Here is an 18883-nt window from a genome sequence, read left to right on the forward strand (position 1 = left end):
ACTAATTATTATAAAAATCGCTGGCAGATTTTACAAACTGATGAAAGGCTTCTGTAACCTCTTTTTTATGCTTATGGGCAAGAGGAAAAGGAACCATATGGGAATATTCAAACGGAAAATCCTGGATTTCAATATCAACATTAATATTCCTGTAACCTCCCTGCAGCGTATTTAACGCTTCTATGGGCGGAGCAACACTGTCTTTCTCCAATACATATGCTTTGATCTGAGATTGAATTTCCTGAATTCTTTCCTCTCTTTCCTTTTGAAAATAATTGTAACGGAGCATTTTTTTGAACCAGCTTTCCTGTGGATGTAAAGCTTCAGTCTGATAATGTTTCAGACGGGAATCTGACTTAAAATCCGAACTCAGGAGTTCTGTGAAAACCGATTGCATTTTAACCGTTGCCTGAGTGTCCATAATGTATTTGGATATCGGAAACATCCTGTCGATGGTCATTCCTCCACAGAAACAGAAAACTTTAGATTGGGTAAAATAGCGATGGGGATCTGCCATCTTGATAATCATCGAAAGAAAAGATCCTATAGAATACCCGAATAAATCCAGATCTGCTTCTCGGGAAATGCTATTAATCTTACCGCTTTTAATGTCTTTTACCACCTCTGTAATATCAGAATATGTCTGAAGTCCCGACCAGAAAATTCTTTGAGGGTGAGCTTCCAGCCGGGAACTTATGGCTGCATTTACATAAGAGTAATTCATGTTTTCAGGATACTTTTTCTTCCTGAAATTAACGACTTCCATCATGTGATGGCGTTCACTCCAGATCGCTTCTGCGCGATCCATATGAAAAGCAATCGGGAACAGGATAATGGCTTTCTGTGTTCTTTGGGCAAGCTCATAAGCCCATGGCAGATATTTATCCCATTTCTTTTCGTTCAGGCCATGGAAGAAAAAAATGCATCCGGCGGTTATTTCAATGTCGGCTCTTTTCAGAATATGATACTCAAATTTTTTATTACATTCAATCTCAAAATCCTTGATATCTACAGCAGGATGGCCGTATAAGAGGTAGTTTTTTTCATTAATACTGAGTTTCTGTTGATGTTTGCTGCAATGCTGGTTTTCTGAGCCATAAAGCAGATCAGAAACTTTAGATTCAAAATGAATTGATTCCATCGTTACATTCAGTTCCTTGAGTTCAATCATGTCTTTTCCGGAATCAAAATGACTCTTCAAAACTTCATACAATTCATAATATTCCATAGCGGGACGATTGAGGGGTTCGTAATTAGAACTATCAAGTTAGAGAATTATTGCAGTAATCTGTTGGTTTTTAGTGGTTAAATGTATTCTGGGCATAGGAGAAATAAAATAAAACCCGAAACAAATCAGCTCCGGGATTGTAATATATAGATTGATAAGGATGTTTACTCTTATTCTTTTCCCATGGCTTTATTTCCATATTGCTTTATGGTAGCAGCGGTGAGGGCTATCATAAGGATACATAATATAAGATCTGCTTTTTCCGGATGAAAAATTTCCTGATAGAGGTTATATCCTACAAGCATTGATACGAAGAAAATAAGGGCATTATTGGCAGAAGAAGATGGGTTTTTAATTGTTGTTTTCATAAGGATATTTTTTATTGTTATTTATCCAGTAAGTATGACTACTTTTAAAACGTTACAACGCTTTTTCAAAAAAATAATCTTTTTCTTTCGATCTATTAACCCAATTAATTTTTAATGGGTAACTATCTGTAATCAATTCTGTTAGATTCTGTGTCTTCAAGTTGTTTAATAATAGATTCGGGAATCTCATCACTATCAATAGGGAAACTGATGGAATCCGAAATAAAGTTTTTTCTGTCGGCTTTTCTGAAGATTTCAAACAAAGCAATCGGCTCCTGATTAAAACTGATACAGGTGCTTATAAAGTGGATTTCGTGGAGTTTATAGTCCGGATTCTTAAGCTTTTCTTTAATATCCTTTATTCTTGAAATGAAATGCCTTTGGCGGATAAAGGTATTGCTGTTCATGATGATAAATACATAATCCGAATAGGCCGTTACCTTACCGAAATACTTATGATGATCCCCACCGCTTCTTTCAATAAAATATTCTCCGGTGGTTTCAGACTTATAAATTTCCATCGCAGAGCGCCATATACGGTCTTCTTTTGCCATTAAAGGATTATCAGGTAGATTTCTGTTATAAGAATACCAACAGCCTACCAAACGGTCTAAAAGAGCGGTATTCAGATTAACATTATTCATATCAATCTTCAGATCATTAAAATTGAAGGATTCTGTATTGGAATTAATAAAATCTATATAGTTCGAATAGCCAAGAACCCTTACAATAAGACTGAGCTTAGCAAGATTGGGTCTGCTCAGAACCGCATTTTCATTCTGTCTGAATTTCTTCAGTTTATTGATAATCAGATGCTCATAGAGATAATTAGTACCCAGAAGATCAGGCTTTTTTTGAATGCTCTTTTCCGAATAATCATTGGTAATCAGTTCATTAAGTTCTGCGCTTATATAAGACCATTCCGTTTTGGTAACATCTTCCCAATGGTTTTTCTTTAAAAACTGTCGGCTTAAGAAATTCATAAGTTTCTCAAGATGAAGTATATCTTCCTTTTTCATGGTATATATTTTATAAGACTAATTTAAGATTTTTATCAAGCCAAAAAAGACTTTTAAGAGACTTTTATATTTTAAAATCCATTGATATTTGAATAGAAAACAAAAAACAAAACAATGGAAACAAAAATGGTATTAAAAGACGAAATCCTTTGGAACCGGATACAGGAGTTTTCTCTGGACGCTCGAGGCGTTGATTTTCCCTTCTCAAAAAAACTGGCAAAAGAAGAACGCTGGAGCCTTGATTTTGCCCATAAGGCGATTGAAGAATATAAAAAGTTTGTTTATCTCTGTTGTATTCTTCCCCATGGAGCTTCTCCCAGCAAGATAGTAGATAAAGTATGGCATATGCATCTGATTTACACCCAGAATTATTGGGAGGAATTTTGTCCCCATATTCTAAAAAGATCCCTTCATCATCATCCTTCCAGAGGAGGAAACAGGGAGAAAGAAAAACATCAGAACTGGTTTCAGGATACATTGGTAAACTACCGGGAAGTATTTAAACAGGAAGCCCCTGAAGAAATCTGGAAAGAACTGAAAGAAAAATCCAGACTGCGGTCCTGGATAAAAAAGATGGCTTTTTTTGCTCCGATCTTTATTCTACTGCTTTTATTCTCCTGTACGGAAGGAGAAGGATTTACCGGATTTCTTGTTACAGGAGTTGTATTTGGAATTATTTTCATTCTGGGAACAATCGTATCTGTCATAGGAAATAATGAAGTCTCTGATCCTAACAGAAAAGATAAACCAAACAATGACGGAGGAAGTTGCGGTGGCTCAAGCTGCAGCGGAGGTGGCGGTTGTGGCGGAGGCTGCGGGGGTTGTGGAGGATGTGGTGGCTGCGGAGGATAAAAACTAATCATTATGAAAAAGATCATTATTCATACGGTTCCGGTTGTAATAAGTGTTGTATGGCTTGTAGGAGTACATCAGACATTTAATCCGGTTATTCTTAAAGGACCAGACTTTCTGAATTTCTATTTAATCCTGGTTATTGGGTTCTATGCTTCGGTTTTCTGTTTACGTTCTTTGAATGAAATGATTTCAAGAACGACCCTTTATTTTGCGGGACTGATTTTCCTATTGGGAATCATCAAACTGATAAGAGGAGTGATGTTGGAAAAACCCATTGGATTTTTAGTTATGATTTTAATAGCAGAAATTATTGTTACATTGATTTTTATGTTGAATCATGTCAATAAAAAGATGAAGTAATGCTTCTGTATAAAAAGAAACCCGAAACAAAAATGTTCCGGGCTTTATTATGTATTGTTGATATTAAATATCTTTCTTTTTTTCCACGGGCTGATAGCCATATTTTCGAACCATAACGGAAGTCAGGACTACTAAAATAAGACTGATCGCAATATTTGAGTTTTCCGGATGTACAATTGCCTGATAGAAATTATAGCCAAAAACTGCAGATACAATAGCGATCAGGATATTGTTTACGTAAGCATACTGGTTTTTTGTAGATGTTTTCATAGTAATATTTTTTATTGTTATTTACTCAGTAAGTAAGACAACTTAGAAAACGTTACAGAAAAATTTAAAAAAAAATCCAGAACCTTCAAATCGATAATTCTATAATCCCAAAACACAAACCTCGGATCCCCTACGCAATCACACCACTTCCGATAAGCTCCTCATCAATATACCATGAAGCAAACTGTCCTTCAGCAATTGCAGACTGAAGTTCATCAAACTCAATATACAATGCATTTTCAAACTGATACAGCGTTGCTTTCTGTAAAGCCTGTCTGTATCGGAATCTGGCCATTACTTCCATAGATTCTCCATTCTGAAGCTTCATATCTTCACGAACCCAGTGCAGCTCAGAATTATCTATTTTCAGTGCTTTTTTGTGGAGACCAGGGAAGTGACTTCCTTCTCCCACGAAAATGATATTGTTTTCCATCTCTCTGGAGATAATAAAACAGCTTTCTTTGTGTCCGCCTATTCCAAGGCCACGGCTTTGTCCGATGGTGAAAAACTGGGCTCCCTGATGTTTCCCGATTACTTTTCCGTCAGGTTTTTTATAATTGATTTTTCTTGATAAAAACTCAAGTTCTTCTTCTTTAGACAAGAATTCAGGTTTTTCTTCAGAAAAAAGAGGTGAATCTTTGAAAATTTCTACAATTTCACCTTCGTTGGGTTTTAATTGCTGTTGCAAAAATTGTGGAAGGCTTACTTTTCCGATAAAACATAGTCCCTGAGAATCTTTTTTATCTGCTGTTACCAGCCCGATTTCTTTTGCAATTTCTCTTACCTGAGGCTTTGTAAGTTCTCCAATAGGAAATAACGCTTTTGAAAGCTGGTCCTGACTTAGTTGACACAGGAAATAAGACTGGTCTTTATTATTATCTTTTCCAGCCAGAAGATGGAAGATTTCTTTGCCATTCTCATCAAAAGTGGAATTTACCCTGGCATAATGTCCTGTTGCAACCTTATCTGCACCCAAAGACATTGCCGTTTTCATAAACACATCGAATTTTACTTCTCTGTTACACAATACATCAGGGTTGGGAGTTCTGCCTTTTTCGTATTCGGCAAACATATAGTCAACGATACGCTCCTTGTACAGTTCACTCATATCTATCACCTGGAAAGGAATTCCAAGCTTTTGGGCTACCATAAGGGCATCATTACTGTCCTCAATCCAGGGACATTCATCTTCTAATGTTACGGAAGCATCGTTCCAGTTTCTCATGAATAAAGCCACTACTTCATGGCCTTGCTGCTGCAGCAAATAAGCTGTAACACTAGAATCTACACCTCCGGAGAGGCCTACTACTATTTTCATTGTATTTCAATTTTACGAAACTCTTAACGGGAGTTCTTAGTTTGATGCGGCAAAAATACGATTAATAAAGTCGTAAAAAAACCATAATTTTAAACATTGATAAAAACGATATTAATCGTGATCACCATCTTACTTCACTGATAACAGGTGATGGAAAGATAAAAAATCATCAAAATAAAAAATATCTAGATATGAAAAAGTTTATTATTTCTATGATGCTGATAGGTTCAGGATCAGTATTTTCCCAGGTTTCAGTAGGTGCACCGGTACAGGAAAACAGTAAATGGACTTTCGGAGGAGGAATTGGAGTAGGTTTCGGAAGCAATAGTGCTTTTAATTTATCGGCTTCACCCAGAGTAGGTTACAGACTTACCAATGATCTTGAAGGTGGAGTTGTTGGAAGTGTTTCGTGGCAGACTTCTGATTATTATAAATCAACGATGTTCGGAGTAGGTCCTTTTGTCAATTATTATTTTGCCAGATCATTTTATGTGGGAGCCAACTATCAACATTATTTTGTTGACTACAAGGATAAGTACTATGATTATAAATACAATACAGAAGAAAATGCATTGTATGTTGGAGGAGGATATATGCAGAGAATCGGGAACAACTCCTTTATGCAGCTGGGGCTGATGTATAATGTGCTTTGGAAGCAGAATTCCAGTGTGTTTTCCAGTGGCCTGATCCCGAATATCGGTTTTGTGGTGGGACTTTAATGTTCGATTTATCAATATAAACGGACTTTAGCCCGTTTAATTAGAAAACAAAATTCATTCGGCTTTAGCCAAAACTTATAAAAACAAAAATCCCAGGGAAATTTCCCTGGGATTTTTTATTGAAATTTAATTTCTTATTTAATTAAGATTGAGAAGACTTTTCAGCGGATTTCTTAGCTTTCTGCGTTTTTCCGATCAATCCGTCTTTTGCTTCATTAAGGTCAAGAACTACGGTTTCTCCTTCATTCAATTGCTTGTTTACCAGCATTTCTGCCAATAAGTCTTCAATATATTTCTGGATGGCACGTTTCAATGGTCTTGCCCCAAAATCTTTATCCCATCCTTTTTCAGAAATAAAGTCTTTCGCTTCTTCAGTAAGATCAACTTTATATCCTAATTTTTCAAGTCTGCCATACAGTTTGTTCAGTTCAATATCAATAATTTTCTTGATATCATCCTGTACAAGGGAGTTGAAGATTACAATATCATCAATTCTGTTTAAGAATTCTGGAGCAAATGCTTTTTTAAGGGCACTTTCAATGGTACTTCTTGCTCTTGAATCTGAAGTTGTTTTCTTCGCAGAAGTTCCAAATCCTACACCGTCTCCAAAGTCTTTAAGATCTCTGGTTCCGATGTTTGAGGTAAGAATAATGATGGTATTTCTAAAGTCAATTTTTCTTCCTAAACTGTCAGTAACGTGTCCTTCATCCAAAATCTGTAACAGAATATTGAATACATCAGGGTGAGCTTTTTCAATCTCATCCAAAAGAACCACAGCATAAGGTTTTCTTCTTACTGCTTCTGTCAGCTGGCCACCTTCTTCATATCCTACGTATCCCGGAGGCGCACCTACCAATCTTGAAACAGCAAATTTCTCCATGTATTCACTCATGTCTATTCTGATCAGAGATTCATCTGATTCAAATAGTTCTCTTGCCATTACTTTAGCCAGCTCTGTTTTACCAACTCCGGTTGTTCCAAGGAAAATAAAGGTACCGATTGGGCGGTTAGGATCTTTAAGACCAGCTCTGTTTCTTTGAATAGCTTTCACGACTTTTTTCACAGCATCTTCCTGACCAATCACTTTTCCGTTCAGTTTCTCATCCATTTGGGCAAGTTTGTCAAGCTCGTTCTTACCAACTTTCGTTACCGGAACACCGCTCATCATAGAAACTACTTCCGCTACATTTTCTTCCGTTACGGTTTCTTTTTTCTCTTTTACATCCTTATCCCATTTTTCCTGAGCAGCATTCAGTTCCATTTGAAGACGTTCCTCTTCATCTTTCAGCTTTCTTGCTTCAAGGTAATCCTGTGCTTTTACCGCTTTCTGTTTCAGTTCTTTGATGTCTTCGATTTTCTTTTCAAAATCAATGATTTCAGTAGGAACTTTCATATTCTTGATATAAACACGAGATCCTGCTTCATCCATGGCATCAATAGCTTTATCTGGTAAGAAACGGTCTGTAATATATCTTGAGGTCAAATTGACACAGGCCAAAATAGCTTCAGGAGTATAGATTACATTGTGATGTTCTTCATATTTATCTTTGATCTGATTCAAAATCTGAACAGTCTCATCAATAGAAGTAGGCTCCACCATTACTTTCTGGAATCTTCTTTCTAAAGCTCCATCTTTTTCAATATACTGACGGTACTCATCCAGAGTTGTTGCCCCGATGCATTGAATTTCACCTCTTGCTAAAGCCGGCTTGAACATATTGGAAGCATCTAAACTTCCCGTAGAACTTCCAGCTCCTACAATGGTATGAAGCTCATCAATAAATAGGATGACATCTCTGTTTTTCTCCAGTTCCGTCATGATGGCCTTCATTCTTTCTTCAAACTGACCACGGTATTTAGTTCCGGCAACTAAACTTGCCAGGTCTAAAGTGATCACACGTTTTCCGTAAAGAACTCTCGACACTTTTTTCTGTTGAATTCTTAGGGCTAAACCTTCAGCGATAGCCGATTTACCAACTCCCGGCTCCCCGATAAGAAGAGGGTTGTTTTTCTTTCTACGTGATAAGATCTGAGAAACTCTCTCAATTTCTTTTTCACGCCCGATCACTGGGTCCAGTTTTCCATCTCTAGCCAAAGAAGTAAGGTCTCTACCAAAGTTATCCAATGTAGGCGTTTTACTTTTTGCAGAACCTAGATTTCCTGTAGGCTTTCTCATTTGCTCAAATTCTTCTCTCTCATCATCATCATCGTAAGCACTCATTTGTGGTGACTGCCCTGAATTTTTAAGCATAGTCTGGTATTCTCTTGAAACTCCTTCGTAGTCGATGTCATAAGCTCCCAGAATATTTGAAGTAGGATCCTCATATTTATAAAGAATACCTAAAAGCAGGTGAACGGTATTAATTTCATTGCTTTTATATTGTCGGCATTCTAACTCTGCACGTTTAATAGCATGATCTGCCATCTTAGTGAAAGAAATATTGGTAACCTCCTCAGAAATAGGATTAAGACTTGCTGTATTTAGAGTTTCAATTTTTCTTCTGATTTGTGTTAAATCCGCATTAAGGTTTTGAAGGATTTCTTTTGCAGAGTTTTCCGTTTTTATAATACCTAAAAGTAGATGTTCTGTATTAAGAAATTCACTTTTCAGCCGTTTAGCTTCGCTTTTGCTTTGTTTGAACACCTGGCTCAAACCTTGTGAAAACTTATAATCCATAATATATCTCATTAGAACAAAGGCAACATTACCTTTTATTCATTATCTAAATTACAAATATTTTACCAAAAATCAATTAATGACTTTATGGCAGTAAAAAATTTTATTATCTTATTGAAAATGATTAAGTTTGTTATCCTTAAAAATCTCTCATGACCCCTGAAATTACTACTTACATCGGATATTCCGCTTCAGTTTTTATCGTGCTGAGTTTCATACTGAAAGATGTAAGAAAAATTAGAATTGTCAACATGATTGGCTGTTTTTGTTTTGTCATTTATGGCTTTTTTAGCGGGCCGTTATGGCCGGTTATCATTCCAAACGGGTTGATTTGTTTCATTCAGATCTATCATTTAATACTAGGAAAGAAAGGTTGATGAGGAAAAAAATAATTACGTCGGCTTTTAGTAATCTGTATACCGACCAGCGGATAGAAAAAGTGTGTAAAACCCTTTTTGATAAAGGTTATTCCATAGATCTGATCGGTAATGACTGGGGTGGAAATGAAAAAATGGAGCGCCCTTATCCTTTTTCAAGAATTGAGCTGAAATCTAAAAGCCTGAAGACCGCTTATTTTGAGTTCAATTGGAAATTATATAAAGAACTGAAAAAAAAAGCGGACAAAGATACCATCCTTCATGCCAATGATATAGATGCACTTCTGCCAAATTATCTCATTGCCAAAAAACTGAACATTCCGCTCGTCTTTGACAGTCATGAAATTTTCACGGAAATGCCGTCAGTTCAAAACCGATTTTCTCAGAAATTCTGGAGAGTGCTTGAAAGAAAACTGGTTCCTCACATGGAATTCATGATGACAGAAAGTGAAAGCTACGCCGAATGGTTTCATGAACAATATAATGTTAATCCGGTAGTAGTCCGAAATATTCCCAGAAAAATCCTTTCTGTTCCCGAAATTCCGGACAACCATCCTAAAATTATTTTATATCAGGGAGCCATCAATCAGTCCAGAGGAATTGAAAAAATGATTGTGGCCATGCATCATATTAAAGATGCTGTTCTGAAAATTGCAGGTGACGGGCCGAAGAAAAAAGAATACGAAGAGCTTGTTATTCAGGAGAAGCTGCAGGATAAAGTATTTTTTCTGGGTAAACTGAAACCTGAAAATCTCAGGGAAATAACCAAAACTGCTGATGCGGGATTTAGCCTTGAGGAAAACAATGGGGTAAGCTACTATTATTCACTTCCTAATAAAGTGTGTGACTATATCCAGTCGAGAGTACCGCTTGTCATGATTAATTTCCCGGAGATGCAAAGGATAAAAAATCAATTTGATGTGGGAGAGATTATTCCGGATCACAAACCTGAAACCATTGAGAAAGCAATTAATCTTATTCTTCAAAGAGGAAGACGGTATTATCAGGATGAATTGAATAAGGCTGCAGATGTTTTTTGCTGGGAAAATGAAGAAACAAAAATTCTACAACTTTTTGAAAAAGCATCCAGTAAATAATTTTTACAAAATTGGTTATCTTTGCAAAAGAAATTTGATTTAAAATGACCATTAAAGAAAAACAGCAGGAAATAATAGACGAATTCGCTTTTCTTGACGATTGGGAGCAGAAGTATGAGTATATCATCGATCTTGGAAAAGAACTGAAAGGCTTACCGGAAGATAGGAAAACAGAAGAAAATCTGATTAAAGGCTGCCAGAGCAAAGTTTGGATCGATGCTGAATTTAAAGAAGGAAAACTTTTCTTTAATGCGGATTCTGATGGTATTTTACCCAAAGGTATCGTTTCTCTTTTGGTAAGTATTTACAGTGGGCATTCCACTCAGGAAATTTTAGATTCTGATTTCGATTTTATTGCAGAAATAGGACTGCAGGAGTTTCTTTCGCCGTCCAGAGCCAACGGACTGATGGCGATGACCAAGCAGATCAAGTTTTATGCAGTTGCTTATCAACTGAAATCATAGCCGTGACCAGAATTTTAGCATATCGTTTTTCCGCATTTGGAGATGTTGCGATGACTGTGCCTGTTTTCAGAGAATTTTTGGAGCAGAACCCCGGTGTGGAAATTATTATGGTTTCCAGAAAAAATTTTGAGGCTCTTTTTGCAGGAGTTCCTAATGTAACTTTTAAGGGAATTGATCTGGATGATTACAAAGGTCTTTTTGGATTGAGGAAACTTAGCAATGAACTGATCCGTGAATTTAATCCGGATTGTATTGCTAACCTTCATGATGTAATCCGAACGAAGATTTTAGACAGGATATACAGAAGAAAAGGACTTAAGGTTTTTAAAATAAACAAAGGTAAAGAGGAGAAAGAGCATCTTACAGATGTCTGGAACCTGGAAAAAGTGCAACTGAAAAAAACAGTGGAGCGCTACGCTGATGTTTTTCGTGAAATGGGTTTCAAAGTTGAACTTTCTCATACATTAAGACCTTTTTCTGTACACAAGTCAGGAATCGGCTTTGCTCCTTTTGCACAGCATAAAGGGAAAATGTTACCGTTGGAGAAGTCCTATGAACTGGTCAGAATTCTTGCTCAGAAACACACCATATATTTCTTTGGAGGTGGTAAAAAGGAGACAGAAACTCTGGAAAAATGGGAACGTGAGATTCCTAATACCAAAAACCTCTCCGGAAAATTAAATCTTACGGAAGAACTCAATCAAATTTCTCAGCTGGAATTAATGATTTCCATGGATTCTGCAAATATGCATCTTGCAAGCCTTGTAGGAACCAGATGTGTGTCTATTTGGGGAGCTACTCATCCTTATGCCGGATTTTTAGGGTTCGGACAAAGTGAAGAAGATGTTGTTCAGGTAAAAGACCTTAGCTGCAGGCCATGTTCCGTTTTTGGAGATAAAGAATGTTACAGAGGCGACTGGGCTTGTCTTGAGGAGTTTGATATCCAGAAAGTGGTAGACCGGGTTAATTTTTAAAAATAATCTTTATAATCTCTTCAGCTTTAGCTTTATCAGAGTGGGTTTCTTCCAAGATTTCCTTTCTCTTTTCCGTGTTAAGATAATCTTTTTCAGCAGAGGAGATAATTTGTTGGCGAATTTCGTTCATATTGCTTCCAAACAGGCATAAATTCATCAAAACAGGGTCGTCTGTGATATTTCCGTTAATAATGACAAAACGGCTGTTGTAAAGCGTATTAAACAGCTTCACTTTTGTTCCTGAATTCTGATAAGAAATCAGAATATTGGCCTGAGCGTTTTCCAGAAGCTGATGAAGATTTTCTGTCGTTTGAATAGGAGTGAGGCTGATGTTCTCAACTGCTGAAATTCTCTTTTTAATATCTTCACTGGCACGGTCGGAGGCAACCATTAATTTGTATTGTGGGAGCGTTTTAAACAGATCAATAGTCTCTATCAGCGCTCTTTTGTTATCCGAAGTGGTGAGATCTCCATGAAAAAGAAAATATTTCCCTCTTTTATCCAGTTGCTTTACCGATTGATTCCCGTGGAATAGGTGAATCAGCTGAGCATTTTCTGAATATGCTTTTACCTCGTTATATTCCTTTTCTGACAGACAGAATACAGTTTCAAATTTCTTTAAAAGCTTTTTCTGATATCCTTTATATTTCAAAGATTCAATGCTGTAAATAATCTTTTTAAAGATGTTTTTTTCAGAGAGAGAAAGCCCTTTATAATATTCTGTTTCGTTGTTGTGATGGCGAAGGTAAAGTTGATGTTCTTTATCCTTTAGCTGTCTTATAATATGAGTGGTCTGCAAGCCCTCAAACAATATAGGAGCTTTGATCTTTTCAAGATTTTTAAAGAGAGCTTCAGAATCTCTTATGGAAGCTGCAAAAGGAATTCTAGAGAAATAAAGGAACGGATTCTTTTTCTTTTTGTAAAAAAATACATGTTCCGTAATCTCTTTAACTTCTGTATCGACCTTTAAAGGAATCTGATCTACAAAACAGTGAAGGTGGATTTTTATTCCTAAATCCGATAAAGCCCTGATCTTGTAATATACATCAATAATACCACCGTAAGAAGGAGGGTAGGGATAATTGAATGATATGATATGGAGTTCCTTCACGTCAGGCGGAATTCAAATGCAGGCAAAGGTAAATAAATATAAGGAAAAGTGGAGGAGATGCTTAAGTATAAATAAAAAAATCTCCCAGAAATCTGAGAGATTTTTTGTGGGTCCTGAGGGATTCGAACCCCCGACCCTCTGGGTGTAAACCAGATGCTCTGAACCAACTGAGCTAAGAACCCGAATTTTTTTGAAAGGTTTCGTTTCCTTTTCTGTGGGTCCTGAGGGATTCGAACCCCCGACCCTCTGGGTGTAAACCAGATGCTCTGAACCAACTGAGCTAAGAACCCTCTAGACTTGTTCTCTTGTTTAGAGTGGTGCAAATATACGACTTATTCCTTAATCTCCAAATTTTTTTCTAAAAAATCTCCCACTACAAAGTTACTTCCGCCAATAAAAATCATTTCTTCATTTGTACATTGTTCTTTTGCAGACAGATACGCTTCCTGTACGGAATCAAAAATTTTATAAAAAATTTTCGCCTCCTGAAGCAGATTTTCATAATCTTCCGGATGTCTCCCTCTGTTGATGGATGGTTTTGCAAAATAGAACTCAGAATTTTCAGGAAGTAATTTCATCACATCATCTATTTTTTTGTCATTCACAAACCCCAAAATGACATGCTTATGTCTGTTAATTGAATTTAATTGTGAAAAAACATACTCCAAACCTGCCTGATTGTGTCCCGTATCACAAATTGTAAGCGGTTTTTTTGAAAATTCAAACCAGCGGCCAATAAATCCTGTATTCTGATGGACATGAAGCAGACCGTTTTCAAGAGATTCTTCTGATATATGTACATTAAGTTTCCTTAATTCTTCTACTGCAGCCAGGACAACTCTGATATTCTTTTGCTGATAATTTCCCTTTAAATCCGATTCCAGAGTAGTACCAATAAGAGTAGCATCTATAAATGGAGCGTTTTCTTTCACTGCTTTCTCTCTGATGATATTTTTCACTGCCTCATTTTCATCACCTGAAATAACAGGAATATTGTTTTTAATAATTCCGGCTTTCTCCATGGCAATTTCTTCAATGGTGTCTCCAAGAATATTCTGATGATCCAGCTGAACATTCGTGATCGCAGAAATCAAGGGCTTAATAATATTTGTAGAATCCAGTCTTCCGCCCAATCCGACTTCAATAATTGCAAAATCTACTTTCTGCTGATAAAAGTATTCAAAAGCCATAATTGTGGTGAACTCAAAAAATGAAGGACGAATATCTTCCGGTAGTGTTTTCAGCTTTTGAATAAACTCAAAGACAAATTCTTTATTACAGTTCTTTCCATTCACTTTAATTCGCTCTGTAAAGTCTATGAGGTGCGGAGAGTTGTATAATCCTGTTTTATAACCGGCTTCCTGAAGTACAGATGCAAGCATATTGCTTGAAGAACCTTTTCCGTTCGTACCTCCAATATGGATGCATTTGATCTTATCCTGGGGATTTCCAAAGAAAGCACACAGCTTTGTAATGTTGTCTAATCCGGGTTTATAAGCCTTCTGCCCATCTATCTGATAGTTGGGCATCTGTACGAAAAGCCAGTCGATAGCTTCCTGATATTGTTCATTTGTCATGGTGCAAAATTCCCAAAAGTTTTTTTAAAATAAAATATAATTTTTCAATCTGTAACTTTTTTATATTTAATTCGTCTAATATTGAAAAATCTTAATATGAAATCGCTGTGATTTACCAGTTACAAGACTGATGAAGATAACAAGATTCCATATGACCATTAAAAACAAATAAACATATACATATGAAAAAAGTTTGGATCATCGTTTTTGGATTAGGTTATCTGGGTTTAAGCGCTCAGAAGAAATGGTCCTTAAAAGAATGTGTAAGCTATGCAGTGGAGCATAATCTTCAGGTTATCCAAAATCAGTATAACAAACAAAACCAGGAATATAATCTTAAAGCAGCTCAAAAAGAATATTTACCTTCAGTAACAGGGAGTATGACGACTGGGGTGAGTTTCGGGCAAGGATCATTAGGAGCCGGAAGCTTTAGAAACGATAGATTCAATAACAGTGTTGGTCTGGGTGCCGATATTTTGCTCTATAATAATGGGAGATTAGAGAAGAATGTCCGAAAAGCTCAGTTTGATGTTGAAGCAAGCCAATTTGATATTGAAACCATTAAAAATGATATTTCTCTTCAGATCGCTCAACAATATCTGACTGTATTGTTGAATAAAGAGATTGTTAAAATCTCTCAGAGTGCTGTGGGAAATGCTCAGAAACAGTTTGACAGAGCTAAAATTACAACTCAGGTTGGAACAACGGCACAGACAGTTCTAGCAGAGGCAGAAGCAGCATTGGCACGAGAAAAACAAAACCTTAAAACAGCAGAAGTGAATGTTGGCCGTGCTTTGTTTGCTATCGTTCAGCTTTTACAACTGTCAGATTATAAAGGTTTTGATGTGGAAGACGTAAATATTTCAGAAAAGCTTGATTTACAGCTTGCTAATGTAGATGAGGTATTGGCAACCGCGTATGAGATACAACCTCAGATAAAAGCAGCGGAAAGCAGAATAAGATCTGCCGAAGCACAAACTGAGGTAAGCAAAACAGCATTCTGGCCTACATTAACAGCGAGCGCTGGTCTTAACACTTTCTATAACAGACAATTTGATCCTATGCCAGGTACTGTGCAGGGGAATTTTTTTGAACAATATAAAGATCAGTTTGGACAAAATGTAGGATTGTCACTAAATATTCCTATCTTCAATAAAGGGAAAACAAAATTACAGGTAGAACAGTCTAAAATAAACGAAAGTATAGCCAAGAATACCTTAGAACAGCAGAAACAGACGGTAAGACAGAATGTACAGAAGGCTCAGTTTGATGCTGATGCCAACTATGAAACCTATCTGGCTGCAGTAGAAGCAGAAAAAAGTTCCAAACTGGCACTTGATTTTGCGGATAAAAGTTATACCGCAGGAAGAACCACCATTTATGATGTAAATGTGGCGAGAAATAATTATGCAAATGCACAGGGATCAGTAGCGCAGGCAAAATATAATTATCTTTTTAGTCTTAAACTATTGAATTTCTATGCAGGAATTCCATTAAGTTTGTAAAATGCCAATTCAATCATTAGAAAAATATTTACCTCAAAATACACTTGAATATTTAAAAATCTGGTTTTCAGATTATTATATACATATAAAGGTTACGAGAAACCGAAATTCAAAACTGGGAGATTACAGAAAACTTCCGGATAATTCTCATGAAATTACGGTAAATTCTACACTTACCCCACAGCTTTTTTTCTTTGTGCTGACTCATGAGCTGGCACATTTGATTGCTTTCGAAAAGTATGGCCGTAAAATTTCTCCACATGGTAACGAATGGAAAGAAACTTTCAGAAATATGCTTATGGAAAGCCTTGAAATTTATGATGAAGAACTAAAACCCATCATCATAAAATTTTCAAAATCACCCAAAGCCAATTTTATGGCAAGTCCTGATCTGGTAAGATATTTCCATACTGAGAAACAGGATGATACTCTTCATTTTATTGAACAACTTCAAAAGGGAGAATTTTTTATCTATCGCAACGAAAAGTATTTATTGGAAGGTCTGGTTAAAAAAAACTATCTTTGTAAGAACCTGGCTACCGGAAGGAAGTATTCTTTCAAGCCTTTAGCGAGGGTAGAAAAATGTAGCTAAGAATGTTAAAATCAGATAGATACTGTGTTATAATGGCGGGTGGAATCGGGAGTCGGTTCTGGCCTATGAGTACGCAGAAATTTCCAAAACAGTTTCAGGATATTTTAGGAACAGGGCGCACCATGATTCAGCAAACCTATGACCGAATCAGCAAGGTAATTCCTAAAGAACAGATATTCGTAATTACGAATAAAGAGTATGTTTCTGTTTCTCATCAGCAGCTTCCGGAGATTCCTGAAGAGAATATTGTGGGGGAGCCGCTTATGAAGAATACAGCAGCCTGTAATCTGTATATGGCCAATAAGATTGCTGAGATCAATCCGGATGCAACGATGATTGTATTACCGGCAGACCACCTGATTCTTAAAGAGGATGTTTTTCTGGAAAAAGTGGAACTGGCATTTGAGGTTGCTTCAAAGCATGATTATCTTGTAACATTAGGTATTACGCCCACAAGGCCTGATACCGGCTATGGCTATATTCAGTTTGTAGAAAAAAAGGGATCTGAATATTTCAAAGTGAAAACGTTCACAGAAAAACCTATCCTTGAAATTGCCCAAAGCTTCTTGGAAAGTGGTGATTTCCTTTGGAATGCAGGGATTTTTGTATGGAATGTGAAAAGTATTCACCACGCTTTTGATCTTTATCTGCCTGAGATGATGCAGCATTTTATGGCTTGTGAATACAATTCAGAAAAAGAAAACAGCTGTATTGAAACCATTTATCCAAAGGTTCAGAAGATCTCCATTGATAATGGGATTTTAGAAAAGGCAAAGAATGTTTACGTAATTCCTTCAGATTTAGGATGGAGTGATCTTGGTACGTGGACCTCTGTATATGAAAATACGGAAAAAGATAAGAACGGAAATGCCGTGAAACTGAAGCATTTACTTTCTTACAACTCAAAAGGAAATATCATCCGTTTAAAGAATAATAACAAGGCAGTGATTATTGATGGCCTTGAAAACTACATTGTTGTAGATACAGATAAAGCGCTTCTTATCTGCCCGCGAGATAATGATCAGCTTATTAAAGATTATGTCCTTGACTTAAAAAACTTTAAGAAAGGCGAGAAATTTATGTAATATTTGGTATATTTTCTGCTGATTTTTAAATTATGATTAAAACTGCAACCCGATTTACAATTCTTACATTTTTACTTTTGGGAGTCTTAGGATTTTCTCAGGAGAAGAAAAAATTTTCAAGCATTCCTGCCGTTTTACAGCAGATCAACCCAGGTAATAAGGTAGGTTCATGGGTGCTGATATACAACAGCTATGGGAAAGGTGAGGAAATAAAGATTTCGGGTAAGGTAAATTATACTCCTCAATTCTCAGGATTCAATCTTTTTCCTAGTGAAGACAGCTTTTACTATATTGCTTATGCCGAAGGAGGTAAAGTAAATTATGTGACCAATCTTGAGGATCTTAAGAAGTTTGTAGACAGAATTGATAACGCTCAGGAAGCGGCAGTGGTATTAGCTGCTGACGGATATATGGTAGATGAAGAGTTCAAGGACCTTGCAGGCAACTATCATGAAGATCAATCGAATTATTATCTTGATCTTGGAAAACTGACCTCAAAGGAATGTCCTTATCAGAAAACACATTATACGGTAACAGTAAATAAATCCACAGGAGCTGTAAGCAATGTAAAGGACAATGGAACTTATATTGAACTTTATAATAAAAAATGTGCTAATAACCCGAGACTTTTAAAAATCGAAAAAAAAGAAGAACCAAAGAAAGATGAGCTCAAAAAAACACCCAAGCGCAAATAATACCTATGAGACTGAACGATTAATCCTTCGCCCAATGTCTCGTGAAGACAAAGATTTTGTCTTTGAACTTTATAACAGACCCAAATTTATTCAACATATCGGCAACCGTAATGTTAATTCCATTGAAGATGCCGAAAACTATATCCTAAACAGATTTGCTCCCCAGATTGAAAGACTGGGATTCGGAAACTATCTTTTAGTAACCAAAGACGGAAATGAAAAAGTAGGAGCAGTAGGAATCTTTGAAAGAGAAGGACTTGATATTGTAGATATCGGATATTCTCTATTGGAAGAATTTGAAGGCAAAGGATATGCTTTTGAAGCCGCTCATAAGGTAAAGTCTATTGGGATGGATGATTTTGGCTTAACGAAAATATCTGCAATCATTTCAAAAGATAATGTTTCTTCCCAAAAACTGATCGAAAAATTAGGATTAAAATTCAAAAAGCACGTTACACTTCCCGGTGAAACAGAAGAGTTAAATTATTACGAAACGGAATAATAAAAGCAAAAAAAAATACTTTCACAAATAACACAGTGATATAAATCGTGTTATTTGTGAAAGTATTTGTGATATTTGTGTTTCAAAAAA

General features: G+C 36.3%; 20 protein-coding genes and 2 tRNA genes. 12 read left to right on the forward strand and 10 right to left on the reverse strand.

Annotation, left to right across the window (positions count from 1 at the left end; genetic code table 11):
• Window position 1 precedes the first annotated feature (1 nt).
• The 3 genes from CQ022_RS13815 to CQ022_RS13825 form a co-directional block, all read right to left on the reverse strand.
• Complete coding sequence (locus CQ022_RS13815) at window positions 2-1228, reverse strand: DUF6051 family protein (protein WP_105682944.1); 1227 nt, start codon at window positions 1226-1228, stop codon at window positions 2-4.
• Window positions 1229-1398: 170 nt separating this feature from the next.
• Window positions 1399-1596: a hypothetical protein gene (locus CQ022_RS13820; protein ID WP_105682945.1), complete on the reverse strand. Its 198-nt coding sequence runs from the start codon at window positions 1594-1596 to the stop codon at window positions 1399-1401.
• A 122-nt stretch (window positions 1597-1718) separates the two neighbouring features.
• A complete protein-coding gene (locus CQ022_RS13825) occupies window positions 1719-2615 on the reverse strand; it encodes a hypothetical protein (protein ID WP_105682946.1) in 897 nt (298 codons plus the stop codon).
• Between the two features lie 114 nt (window positions 2616-2729).
• On the opposite strand from CQ022_RS13825, the gene CQ022_RS22775 reads away from it, so the two are divergent.
• Both CQ022_RS22775 and CQ022_RS13840 read left to right on the forward strand, forming a co-directional pair.
• On the forward strand, window positions 2730-3467 hold the full coding sequence (locus tag CQ022_RS22775; RefSeq protein ID WP_133165656.1) for a glycine-rich domain-containing protein: 738 nt from the start codon (window positions 2730-2732) through the stop codon (window positions 3465-3467).
• Between the two features lie 12 nt (window positions 3468-3479).
• Window positions 3480-3830 carry a hypothetical protein gene (locus CQ022_RS13840; protein WP_105682948.1) on the forward strand — a complete coding sequence of 117 codons (351 nt, stop codon included), beginning with the start codon at window positions 3480-3482 and terminating at the stop codon, window positions 3828-3830.
• A gap of 63 nt (window positions 3831-3893) precedes the next feature.
• On the opposite strand, the gene CQ022_RS13845 is transcribed toward CQ022_RS13840, so the two are convergent.
• Window positions 3894-4100, reverse strand: coding sequence for a hypothetical protein (locus CQ022_RS13845; RefSeq protein ID WP_105682949.1), 207 nt, complete (start codon window positions 4098-4100; stop codon window positions 3894-3896).
• Window positions 4101-4230: 130 nt separating this feature from the next.
• Window positions 4231-5418, reverse strand: a complete 1188-nt coding sequence (mnmA, locus tag CQ022_RS13850; protein ID WP_105682950.1) for a tRNA 2-thiouridine(34) synthase MnmA — start codon at window positions 5416-5418, stop codon at window positions 4231-4233.
• Window positions 5419-5609: 191 nt separating this feature from the next.
• Between mnmA and CQ022_RS13855 the strand changes: the two genes are divergently transcribed.
• Window positions 5610-6137 (forward strand): hypothetical protein, encoded by a 528-nt coding sequence (locus tag CQ022_RS13855; RefSeq protein ID WP_105682951.1) that lies wholly within the window; start codon window positions 5610-5612, stop codon window positions 6135-6137.
• Window positions 6138-6279: 142 nt separating this feature from the next.
• On the opposite strand, the gene CQ022_RS13860 is transcribed toward CQ022_RS13855, so the two are convergent.
• Entirely contained in the window at window positions 6280-8814 is a 2535-nt protein-coding gene (locus CQ022_RS13860) for an ATP-dependent Clp protease ATP-binding subunit (RefSeq protein WP_079244026.1), read from the reverse strand.
• A 152-nt stretch (window positions 8815-8966) separates the two neighbouring features.
• Here CQ022_RS13860 and CQ022_RS23190 point away from each other — a divergent pair, with 152 nt between their 5' ends.
• The 4 genes from CQ022_RS23190 to CQ022_RS13880 are packed head-to-tail and all read left to right on the forward strand — an operon-like array spanning window position 8967 to window position 11726.
• Window positions 8967-9191 (forward strand): uroporphyrinogen decarboxylase, encoded by a 225-nt coding sequence (locus CQ022_RS23190; RefSeq protein WP_105682952.1) that lies wholly within the window; start codon window positions 8967-8969, stop codon window positions 9189-9191.
• Window positions 9191-10288: a glycosyltransferase gene (locus tag CQ022_RS13870; RefSeq protein ID WP_105682953.1), complete on the forward strand. Its 1098-nt coding sequence runs from the start codon at window positions 9191-9193 to the stop codon at window positions 10286-10288. Before CQ022_RS23190 ends, CQ022_RS13870 begins: the two co-directional genes overlap by 1 nt.
• Before the next feature lie 44 nt (window positions 10289-10332).
• A complete protein-coding gene (locus CQ022_RS13875; protein ID WP_105682954.1) occupies window positions 10333-10752 on the forward strand; it encodes a SufE family protein in 420 nt (139 codons plus the stop codon).
• A 50-nt stretch (window positions 10753-10802) separates the two neighbouring features.
• Window positions 10803-11726 (forward strand): glycosyltransferase family 9 protein, encoded by a 924-nt coding sequence (locus tag CQ022_RS13880; RefSeq protein WP_105683396.1) that lies wholly within the window; start codon window positions 10803-10805, stop codon window positions 11724-11726.
• Here the strand turns inward: CQ022_RS13880 and CQ022_RS13885 are convergent.
• From CQ022_RS13885 to CQ022_RS13900, 4 genes are all read right to left on the reverse strand, one after another.
• Window positions 11716-12837: a glycosyltransferase gene (locus CQ022_RS13885; RefSeq protein ID WP_105682955.1), complete on the reverse strand. Its 1122-nt coding sequence runs from the start codon at window positions 12835-12837 to the stop codon at window positions 11716-11718. The genes CQ022_RS13880 and CQ022_RS13885 overlap by 11 nt on opposite strands.
• Before the next feature lie 107 nt (window positions 12838-12944).
• Window positions 12945-13019: transfer RNA gene (locus CQ022_RS13890), tRNA-Val, on the reverse strand.
• Between the two features lie 33 nt (window positions 13020-13052).
• A tRNA-Val gene (locus CQ022_RS13895) sits at window positions 13053-13127 on the reverse strand.
• A gap of 42 nt (window positions 13128-13169) precedes the next feature.
• Window positions 13170-14414: a bifunctional folylpolyglutamate synthase/dihydrofolate synthase gene (locus tag CQ022_RS13900; protein WP_105682956.1), complete on the reverse strand. Its 1245-nt coding sequence runs from the start codon at window positions 14412-14414 to the stop codon at window positions 13170-13172.
• A gap of 182 nt (window positions 14415-14596) precedes the next feature.
• Here CQ022_RS13900 and CQ022_RS13905 point away from each other — a divergent pair, with 182 nt between their 5' ends.
• Genes CQ022_RS13905 through CQ022_RS13925 form a run of 5 tightly spaced genes read left to right on the forward strand, consistent with a single transcriptional unit; the run spans window position 14597 to window position 18793 of the window.
• Window positions 14597-15919 carry a TolC family protein gene (locus CQ022_RS13905; protein WP_105682957.1) on the forward strand — a complete coding sequence of 441 codons (1323 nt, stop codon included), beginning with the start codon at window positions 14597-14599 and terminating at the stop codon, window positions 15917-15919.
• Window position 15920: 1 nt separating this feature from the next.
• Window positions 15921-16511, forward strand: a complete 591-nt coding sequence (locus CQ022_RS13910) for a SprT-like domain-containing protein (RefSeq protein WP_105682958.1) — start codon at window positions 15921-15923, stop codon at window positions 16509-16511.
• A gap of 2 nt (window positions 16512-16513) precedes the next feature.
• Window positions 16514-17596 (forward strand): mannose-1-phosphate guanylyltransferase, encoded by a 1083-nt coding sequence (locus CQ022_RS13915; RefSeq protein ID WP_228421711.1) that lies wholly within the window; start codon window positions 16514-16516, stop codon window positions 17594-17596.
• A 32-nt stretch (window positions 17597-17628) separates the two neighbouring features.
• Window positions 17629-18291 carry a hypothetical protein gene (locus CQ022_RS13920; RefSeq protein WP_105682959.1) on the forward strand — a complete coding sequence of 221 codons (663 nt, stop codon included), beginning with the start codon at window positions 17629-17631 and terminating at the stop codon, window positions 18289-18291.
• On the forward strand, window positions 18260-18793 hold the full coding sequence (locus CQ022_RS13925; protein WP_105682960.1) for a GNAT family N-acetyltransferase: 534 nt from the start codon (window positions 18260-18262) through the stop codon (window positions 18791-18793). The genes CQ022_RS13920 and CQ022_RS13925 overlap by 32 nt, the downstream gene beginning before the upstream one ends.
• Window positions 18794-18883 lie beyond the last annotated feature (90 nt).

The sequence above is a fragment of the Chryseobacterium culicis genome (assembly GCF_002979755.1).
Lineage (GTDB): Bacteria > Bacteroidota > Bacteroidia > Flavobacteriales > Weeksellaceae > Chryseobacterium > Chryseobacterium culicis_A.

Coding starts and splice junctions, on each gene's coding strand:
- CQ022_RS13815 (WP_105682944.1), bottom strand. CDS start 1,228: ATGGAATATTATGAATTGTATGAAGTTTTGAAGAGTCATTTTGATTCC.
- CQ022_RS13820 (WP_105682945.1), bottom strand. CDS start 1,596: ATGAAAACAACAATTAAAAACCCATCTTCTTCTGCCAATAATGCCCTT.
- CQ022_RS13825 (WP_105682946.1), bottom strand. CDS start 2,615: ATGAAAAAGGAAGATATACTTCATCTTGAGAAACTTATGAATTTCTTA.
- CQ022_RS22775 (WP_133165656.1), top strand. CDS start 2,730: ATGGAAACAAAAATGGTATTAAAAGACGAAATCCTTTGGAACCGGATA.
- CQ022_RS13840 (WP_105682948.1), top strand. CDS start 3,480: ATGAAAAAGATCATTATTCATACGGTTCCGGTTGTAATAAGTGTTGTA.
- CQ022_RS13845 (WP_105682949.1), bottom strand. CDS start 4,100: ATGAAAACATCTACAAAAAACCAGTATGCTTACGTAAACAATATCCTG.
- mnmA (WP_105682950.1), bottom strand. CDS start 5,418: ATGAAAATAGTAGTAGGCCTCTCCGGAGGTGTAGATTCTAGTGTTACA.
- CQ022_RS13855 (WP_105682951.1), top strand. CDS start 5,610: ATGAAAAAGTTTATTATTTCTATGATGCTGATAGGTTCAGGATCAGTA.
- CQ022_RS13860 (WP_079244026.1), bottom strand. CDS start 8,814: ATGGATTATAAGTTTTCACAAGGTTTGAGCCAGGTGTTCAAACAAAGC.
- CQ022_RS23190 (WP_105682952.1), top strand. CDS start 8,967: ATGACCCCTGAAATTACTACTTACATCGGATATTCCGCTTCAGTTTTT.
- CQ022_RS13870 (WP_105682953.1), top strand. CDS start 9,191: ATGAGGAAAAAAATAATTACGTCGGCTTTTAGTAATCTGTATACCGAC.
- CQ022_RS13875 (WP_105682954.1), top strand. CDS start 10,333: ATGACCATTAAAGAAAAACAGCAGGAAATAATAGACGAATTCGCTTTT.
- CQ022_RS13880 (WP_105683396.1), top strand. CDS start 10,803: ATGACTGTGCCTGTTTTCAGAGAATTTTTGGAGCAGAACCCCGGTGTG.
- CQ022_RS13900 (WP_105682956.1), bottom strand. CDS start 14,414: ATGACAAATGAACAATATCAGGAAGCTATCGACTGGCTTTTCGTACAG.
- CQ022_RS13905 (WP_105682957.1), top strand. CDS start 14,597: ATGAAAAAAGTTTGGATCATCGTTTTTGGATTAGGTTATCTGGGTTTA.
- CQ022_RS13910 (WP_105682958.1), top strand. CDS start 15,921: ATGCCAATTCAATCATTAGAAAAATATTTACCTCAAAATACACTTGAA.
- CQ022_RS13915 (WP_228421711.1), top strand. CDS start 16,514: ATGTTAAAATCAGATAGATACTGTGTTATAATGGCGGGTGGAATCGGG.
- CQ022_RS13920 (WP_105682959.1), top strand. CDS start 17,629: ATGATTAAAACTGCAACCCGATTTACAATTCTTACATTTTTACTTTTG.
- CQ022_RS13925 (WP_105682960.1), top strand. CDS start 18,260: ATGAGCTCAAAAAAACACCCAAGCGCAAATAATACCTATGAGACTGAA.